This window comes from Bradyrhizobium sp. CCBAU 11386 (assembly GCF_028128955.1).
Taxonomy (GTDB): Bacteria; Pseudomonadota; Alphaproteobacteria; order Rhizobiales; family Xanthobacteraceae; genus Bradyrhizobium.
This window is the reverse complement of record NZ_LBKA01000188.1, coordinates 22,600-28,599: the sequence shown is the minus strand read 5'-3', so window position 1 is coordinate 28,599 and position 6,000 is coordinate 22,600. Positions and strand designations below refer to the sequence as shown.

At 64.8% G+C, this 6,000-nt stretch carries 9 protein-coding genes; 3 read left to right on the top strand and 6 right to left on the bottom strand.

Annotated features, from left to right (window positions below; all coding sequences use genetic code 11):
- Positions 1–30: 30 nt before the first annotated feature.
- Positions 31–327, bottom strand: a complete 297-nt coding sequence (locus tag XI09_RS13005; protein ID WP_018648333.1) for a DUF4282 domain-containing protein — start codon at positions 325–327, stop codon at positions 31–33.
- 169 nt (positions 328–496) lie between these two features.
- Here XI09_RS13005 and XI09_RS13000 point away from each other — a divergent pair, with 169 nt between their 5' ends.
- From XI09_RS13000 to XI09_RS12990, 3 genes are all read left to right on the top strand, one after another.
- Positions 497–949: a MaoC family dehydratase gene (locus XI09_RS13000; RefSeq protein WP_271567190.1), complete on the top strand. Its 453-nt coding sequence runs from the start codon at positions 497–499 to the stop codon at positions 947–949.
- Complete coding sequence (locus XI09_RS12995; protein WP_271567189.1) at positions 949–1,428, top strand: MaoC family dehydratase; 480 nt, start codon at positions 949–951, stop codon at positions 1,426–1,428. The genes XI09_RS13000 and XI09_RS12995 overlap by 1 nt, the downstream gene beginning before the upstream one ends.
- Positions 1,429–1,626: 198 nt before the next feature.
- Complete coding sequence (locus XI09_RS12990; RefSeq protein WP_027545961.1) at positions 1,627–1,773, top strand: hypothetical protein; 147 nt, start codon at positions 1,627–1,629, stop codon at positions 1,771–1,773.
- A 39-nt stretch (positions 1,774–1,812) separates the two neighbouring features.
- On the opposite strand, the gene XI09_RS12985 is transcribed toward XI09_RS12990, so the two are convergent.
- The 5 genes from XI09_RS12985 to XI09_RS12965 all read right to left on the bottom strand — a co-directional run bounded on the left by XI09_RS12985 (position 1,813) and on the right by XI09_RS12965 (position 5,528).
- The gene (locus tag XI09_RS12985) at positions 1,813–1,950 is read right to left on the bottom strand and encodes a hypothetical protein (protein ID WP_018648329.1); all 138 of its coding nucleotides are present in this window, start codon (positions 1,948–1,950) and stop codon (positions 1,813–1,815) included.
- Positions 1,951–2,258: 308 nt separating this feature from the next.
- A complete protein-coding gene (locus XI09_RS12980) occupies positions 2,259–2,681 on the bottom strand; it encodes a hypothetical protein (protein WP_271567188.1) in 423 nt (140 codons plus the stop codon).
- 363 nt (positions 2,682–3,044) lie between these two features.
- Positions 3,045–3,959, bottom strand: a complete 915-nt coding sequence (locus XI09_RS12975; protein ID WP_271567187.1) for a hypothetical protein — start codon at positions 3,957–3,959, stop codon at positions 3,045–3,047.
- A gap of 277 nt (positions 3,960–4,236) precedes the next feature.
- Entirely contained in the window at positions 4,237–4,677 is a 441-nt protein-coding gene (locus XI09_RS12970; RefSeq protein ID WP_011090168.1) for a nuclear transport factor 2 family protein, read from the bottom strand.
- Between the two features lie 398 nt (positions 4,678–5,075).
- Positions 5,076–5,528, bottom strand: a complete 453-nt coding sequence (locus XI09_RS12965) for a nuclear transport factor 2 family protein (protein ID WP_271567186.1) — start codon at positions 5,526–5,528, stop codon at positions 5,076–5,078.
- Positions 5,529–6,000: the final 472 nt, after the last annotated feature.

Genomic DNA, 6,000 nt, shown 5'->3' with positions numbered 1-6,000 from the left:
ACGGGGATCGGGACATAGCCAGCGCCCGCCCTACCGCATCCCGCCGCCCTGGTCGCGGATCGCGCCGAGATGCTCGTTGATGCGGAAGACGATCAGGATCAGTTCCGCGACGATGCGCGAGAACACGATGCCGACCACGACGCTCGCGATCGACGACAGCAGCACCAGGAAGCCGCCGAACGGGCTGATCGCCATCGCAGCTAAGCCCGAGAAGATGCCGGAGAGGCCGAACAGGCAGATCAGCGCGATCACCAGCCAGTAGAAGGTCTTGATGATCGTCGGCGTGATGAAGCGGTCCCACTGAAACAGGTCGCTGAATGAAAACATCGCTCTCCCCAGGACAAATCGGGCCTTGTCAAATCGGGCTTCGGCCCTTGGTTGATCCGACTCAAGACCAACCTCGTCGGGTCGAATGTAGCACGAGCCATGCGGGCCGGCGGGTTGAGATTGCCGCAAAGTGCGGCCACAATCTGTCATTTCCGCCAGCAATCCCAAGATGACCCTGACCTTCGAAGATTTCCCGCCCGGCCGGTTCGGAACGTTCGGCCCGCGCCGTGTCACCCGCGACGAGATCTTGGCCTTCGCCGCCGAGTTCGATCCGCAACCGATGCACCTGGACGAGGACGCCGCCAGCAAAAGCATGCTGCGCGGCCTGTCCGGCTCGGGCTGGCACCTCTGCTCGCTGATGATGCGGATGATGGCCGACGGCTTCATCACCCGTGCCGCCTCGCTCGGCTCGCCCGGCGTCGACGAGGTGCGCTGGCTGTCGCCGCTCAGACCCGGCGACGACCTCATGCTCGACGTCGATGTGCTGGAGGCGCGCACCTCGAAGAGCCGCCCCGAGCTCGGCATCGTCAAGTTCAAATGCACCGTGCGCAACGCCAAGGGGCAGGCGCTGTGCGAGATGACCTCGCCGATCCTGATCAAGCGGCGCGAGGGGGCGGTCTGATGCGGTTCTTCGAGGACATCGGGATCGGCGATCGCCGCGAGATCGGCGCCTATACGTTCACCGCGGAATCCATCAAGATTTTCGCCGCGAAATTCGATCCGCAGCGTTTTCATCTCGACGAGGAGGAGGGCAAGAACTCGCTGTTCGGCGGGCTCGCGGCCTCGGGCTGGCATGTCGGCTCGGCCTGCATGAGCCTGCTTGTCGCGGACGGCCAACGTCTGGCGCGAGAGGCCGCAGAGCGCGGCGAGGAGGTCGCAGTGTGGGGCCCGTCACCGGGCTTTCGCGACCTGCGCTGGATCAGGCCGGTGCTCGCCGGCGACACCGTCTCCTACGCCAATGTCGTCATCGACAAGCGTGCCTCCGGCTCGCGCCCCGGCTGGGGCATCCTGACGGCGCGCACCACCGGCACCAACCAGCGCGGCGAGGACGTCTACGCCATCACCGCCAGCGCCTTCGTGCCGATGCGGAAGACCGGTTAGATCCGTTCCAAGATGAACGGCTGAAAAGAGCGCGCAAGTGTTGCCCGCGCGCTATGGACGCGATTCCGGACCGCTGCCATAAGCCTGCGCAACATGGTTACCCGCGAAGCAGTTGGCGGAACCATCGAGTTGCTAACCAATTATGAACCTGTCGCTGTCTAATTGAAACGAATTGGCAGAGCACAGGGGACGAGGACCATGGCAGACCGCGGCGCACTCAAATTTGTCGGATTCATCTTTGCTACCGCGACGCTGGCCGTGATGCTGGTCGCCGGTATGGTGGTGAAGGGCTATGCCGATGGCGCCTACACCCTGGAAGCCTCGACTGTGGAAGCTGCCCGGTAAGAGCTCGTTAACTTTTCGGGGCCGGCGCCCGGCCTCCGCTCAGCGGCTATAGACGAACGCGAGCACCGCGATCGCAACCGCCAATAATCCAACGAAGCGCAGCATGATCGTGCCGAACTGGTTCGGCGCGGGTCGCAGCGGTATGGGGTCCGTGGTGTCGGGCCGAATGCTTTCCATCTGAAATATCCCCCGGGCCCGGTCGTAACACCGACGGGCGCTTGGCATTGGTCGCCGGGGAGGGGCGGAGGGTTCAAAGGCAAATCCTCCGCCGTCATGCCCCGCGAAGGCGGGGCATCCAGTACGCCGCGGCCTCTCGGGACTAGCCTCACTGTCTCTGGAATACTGGATCACCCGCCTTCGCGGGTGATGACACCTGTGTTGGGGAGGCAGCGTGCGGATTCGCGCTCCCACGCTCTCCTCCCCAGAATCAAAACCGCCGCGCCCCTTTCGGAACGCGGCGGCCGGTGATGCCTGGTGCTAACCGATCAGCTGTTGCGCAGGCCGTCGGCGGCGCGCTTCCACTGCGCGACGTTGTCGGCGATCATGCGGGTCGACTTCATCGCGGCCTGGCTGAGCTGGGCGTAGCCGGAGATCTCGCGCTGGACGCGCTGGCCTTCGGCATGGAGCAGGTCGCGCAGGCTCTCGAGTTCGGAGATCAGGTTCTCGATCTCGGCGAGCGAGGTGCCGGCGACGCGCTGGATCAGCGAGTTGACGTTGGTGACGGTGGCCTCCGCGCTTGGATCGAGCGCCGGTGCATCGGTGGTCGTCGCCGCTGGCCGGCGCAGATAGGCGATGTCGTTGCGGACGAAGTCGCGGATGCCGGCTTCGACCTCGGTCACGGCGGCGAGATTGTTGTCGACGGTTTCGGTCTCGGCGGCTTCGATCTTTTCAGGACGAATGGCGTTCATCGTTGTTCCCCTGTTCGCGTTGAGCGCAGCGCGAGTGTCCCCCGCACGACGACGTCTGTAAGGCGATCCGTATCAGGGCGTCGGATTTTGACCGGAACTAGGCCGAGATGCGGCAAGGGCGGACCATTCGGGGGTTTTGCCGTGGCGTATGGTTAGGAATGTCTGAACGGCGGCTGCGGCGACGACAGACATATCCCCTCATGGTGAGGAGCGCGCTCTTCGCGCGCGTAGCGGACGATGCTTCGCATCGCCGCGAGAACCATGCAGGCCCGGCTCTCGCAGCGGGGGCCTCGATTCTTCGAGACGCGCTCCTTTGGAGCGCTCCTCAGGATGAGGGGAGCGAGTGAGGCGCTGGGTTAGCGACTACCAGCTCTTCTTGAACCCCGCCGTCAGGCTCTTGTTGATCGCGCCCTGCGAGGTCTCGCCGACCGAGCCGGAGACGGTGACGTTGTCGAACAGCTTTTGCTCGGCGCCGAACTTGCGCAGCCATTTGTCGTCGGTGGTCGACAGCGTCTGGCCGGCGGTGATGCTGGTGCCGGTATCGGTGAGGGTGACCTTGGCGGACTGATCGGTCTCGTAGTTGCGGGTGATGTGGCCGCCGATGCCGGGGACCGCGGTTGTGCCCTGCTGGTTGACGCTGTAGCCGTTCTGGAGCGTCAGCGACGTGTCGCTCGACAGCGGTACCGATTTGGTGAGCGAGGCGCCGATCTTGCTCTGCTCGGCGCCGGGATTGACGCGGGCTTCCACCGCGGTCTTGTCCCAGATCGAGCCCGCGCCCGGCGCGGTCGCGGCGGCCCAGGCGCTGCCGGAGGATTGCGGCAGGCTGCCGCCATTGGCGGCCTTCTGCGCCAAGAACTCGGACATCGTCCGCGGCTCGCTCGTCACCGTCATGTCGGCGCCGATGCGGGCGTCCCAGAACGAGGAGACCGACTGCTTCACCGTCACCGTCGAGGAGCCGTTGGCATTGGCGTTCGACGACCAGTTCATCCCGTCATTGGCGGCGGCCTGCGCGCGCTTCTTGGCGGCGATGAGGTCGTTGAGCGTGCCGGCGTCGATCGCGAGCTGGCCCCAGTCGAGCTTGTCGACGTCGATGCCCTTCATCACGTCGGGGTCGTTGACGTCGGGGGCCTCCGCCGCCTCGGCGTCCTCGTCGGGCGCGGCCGCGGGTGGGGAGAAGGGCGGGATGATCTGCGCCGAAACCGTCAGAACCGAGCCCAAAATGAACGCCGCCGCCAGCACCGGCAGCCTGGTCCAGCCAAAACCTGTCGAGAATTCCATCGTCCTGCCCGCGAACCCCAGCGCATGCTGTCCGCCAATATATAGCGGCCTTCCGCAATGACCACGCGCCATTCCGCGCAAAGGATGCTGATCTATCGTTGCGAAATTGTGGCGGCTCGCCTCGATACGCCTGGGGACGCGAACCAACGGGCCGCGCGCAAGGCGCGCGCCCGACGACGGGCTTCCGGCACGACGGCATCCGGCGGGGCTGGAGGCCAGGACGTCGCGCCACGCATCGTCATCGGTCCCGAAGAGCGGGGCCCGTTGGCGTCCCCCCTCAGCCGACGCTGCTCATCTTCGGCAGATGAATGGCACGGCCGAGTGCCTGCTCGACCAGGTCGAAAGTGTCGATCAGCACGCGCAAGCTGACGAGCTTGCCCGCCCTGAACTGGGCGAACTGCGCGACCCGCAAGGAAATCGGCTTGTTGGAATCCAGCGCCGTCAGCGAATAGCGCAGCATCGAGGCGGCGGAATCGACGCCGAGCATGATGCTCTCGCGGTCGAAGCGGCGGACCTGGAAATTGTCGGCGAGCTGGCGGATGACGTCGAGCACGGCGTCCTTGCCCTGGCGTGCGCCGAGGAACGGAAACATGTCGATCGGGCCATAGAGCGCCCACTCGACGTCCTCGTCGATTAGGGCCTCGATATCCTCGAAATGCCGGTCGTTGATCGCGCGGTGCAATGCGCGCGAGAAACGCCAGAGGCTGTGCTCTGTCATTTTGGGCAGTCCTGAAGCTGGCTTGCGAAAAAAACGGAAAGCAGCCCGATGCACCGGAAACGTGCCGCGGGGCCGCTCAACTCATTTGTATACGAACAAAATACGGGATTTCGGCCGAAACGCAATTCACGTTTTCGCAATGCACAATTGACTGCGTTTTGTGAGATTTACAACAGAATCCCGTAATCCTACCTGGGGCACGCTGGGGGGCGGCGCTTATGGAACCCGGGCTGTGCCACATTCTCGGTGTCGTCCTGGCGAAAGCCAGGACCCATAACCACCGAGTCCTGCAATGGGCAGGCTGGTGGTTAGCAAGGTGCCTCAGACTGGCAGCCGGGGTAATGGGTCCTGGCTTTCGCCTGGCGTTCGCCAGGACGACACCAATAAGATGGCGAGCCCTACACCCCGTCCACCCGCGCCCCCGTGATCAGCGGCCCGATCTCGCGCTCCAGCACCTGCTGCACCAGATCGTAGGAATCGATGATCTCGCGGATCTGCGCCACCTGTCCGTTGCGGAAGGTGTAGAACACCGCCATGTCGAACTGCACGACGCGGTCGTTGCTGCGCTTCCTGAAATAGGTGTGCAAGTAGGTCGCGACCTCGTCGCCCTCGGCGACGATCTGCGGCGCCTTGTAGCGGACTTCCGAATAGCGCGACCAGACCGTCCGCCAGAGCGCGCGCAATTCGGCCTTGCCGTGGCGCGGCACCATGTGCGGCAGGATGTCGATCGGCGCATGGGTGAGGAAGTCGACGTCGTCGGTGCAGCACGACAGCGCGGCCTCGATATCGCCGCGCGCGAAGGCGTCGAGCAGATGCACGACGCGCTGGCGATTGAGCTTCTCGACCGTCATTCCTCACGTCCTCATTGGCCGCGTGGCGTTGCGCAACGCTAACGCGCGGTTTCGCGCAGCGGCAATCCGCAAAACCACAGGGAGTGTTGCAGTCGATATGACGCGCAAGCGCAATGCCAGGTTCATGGCTGCAATTGCGGGTTGTGAAGCCGCGCGCATGCACGAATTCGCGCTGCATGGCGCGCGACCCCGTCGCCGCATCGGCGGTCCGCTCCCTCGCCCCGCTCTTGTCCGCCGAAGCCTTAGCGAAGGCAGATGCGGGGCCGCGACGAGCTCCGCTCGCGCTGAGAGGCTTGGGGTGAGGGGGAGTCTTTCCGGGGACGGTAAGAGTTGGACTCGCCGAGAGTCCCCCTCACCCGATCGCTTCGCGATCGACCTCTCCCCGCAAGCGGGGCGAGGTGAACAGCGGCGCCGACCGGGGCGTGACCCATCTCACATCACCCCTCCGGCATCGCCGCTATCGTCATCCCCA

What these genes read in the sequence shown, in the direction of transcription:
- XI09_RS13005 (WP_018648333.1), bottom strand. Translation starts at nt 327, where the DNA reads ATGTTTTCATTCAGCGACCTGTTTCAGTGGGACCGCTTCATCACGCCG.
- XI09_RS13000 (WP_271567190.1), top strand. Translation starts at nt 497, where the DNA reads ATGACCCTGACCTTCGAAGATTTCCCGCCCGGCCGGTTCGGAACGTTC.
- XI09_RS12995 (WP_271567189.1), top strand. Translation starts at nt 949, where the DNA reads ATGCGGTTCTTCGAGGACATCGGGATCGGCGATCGCCGCGAGATCGGC.
- XI09_RS12990 (WP_027545961.1), top strand. Translation starts at nt 1,627, where the DNA reads ATGGCAGACCGCGGCGCACTCAAATTTGTCGGATTCATCTTTGCTACC.
- XI09_RS12985 (WP_018648329.1), bottom strand. Translation starts at nt 1,950, where the DNA reads ATGGAAAGCATTCGGCCCGACACCACGGACCCCATACCGCTGCGACCC.
- XI09_RS12980 (WP_271567188.1), bottom strand. Translation starts at nt 2,681, where the DNA reads ATGAACGCCATTCGTCCTGAAAAGATCGAAGCCGCCGAGACCGAAACC.
- XI09_RS12975 (WP_271567187.1), bottom strand. Translation starts at nt 3,959, where the DNA reads ATGGAATTCTCGACAGGTTTTGGCTGGACCAGGCTGCCGGTGCTGGCG.
- XI09_RS12970 (WP_011090168.1), bottom strand. Translation starts at nt 4,677, where the DNA reads ATGACAGAGCACAGCCTCTGGCGTTTCTCGCGCGCATTGCACCGCGCG.
- XI09_RS12965 (WP_271567186.1), bottom strand. Translation starts at nt 5,528, where the DNA reads ATGACGGTCGAGAAGCTCAATCGCCAGCGCGTCGTGCATCTGCTCGAC.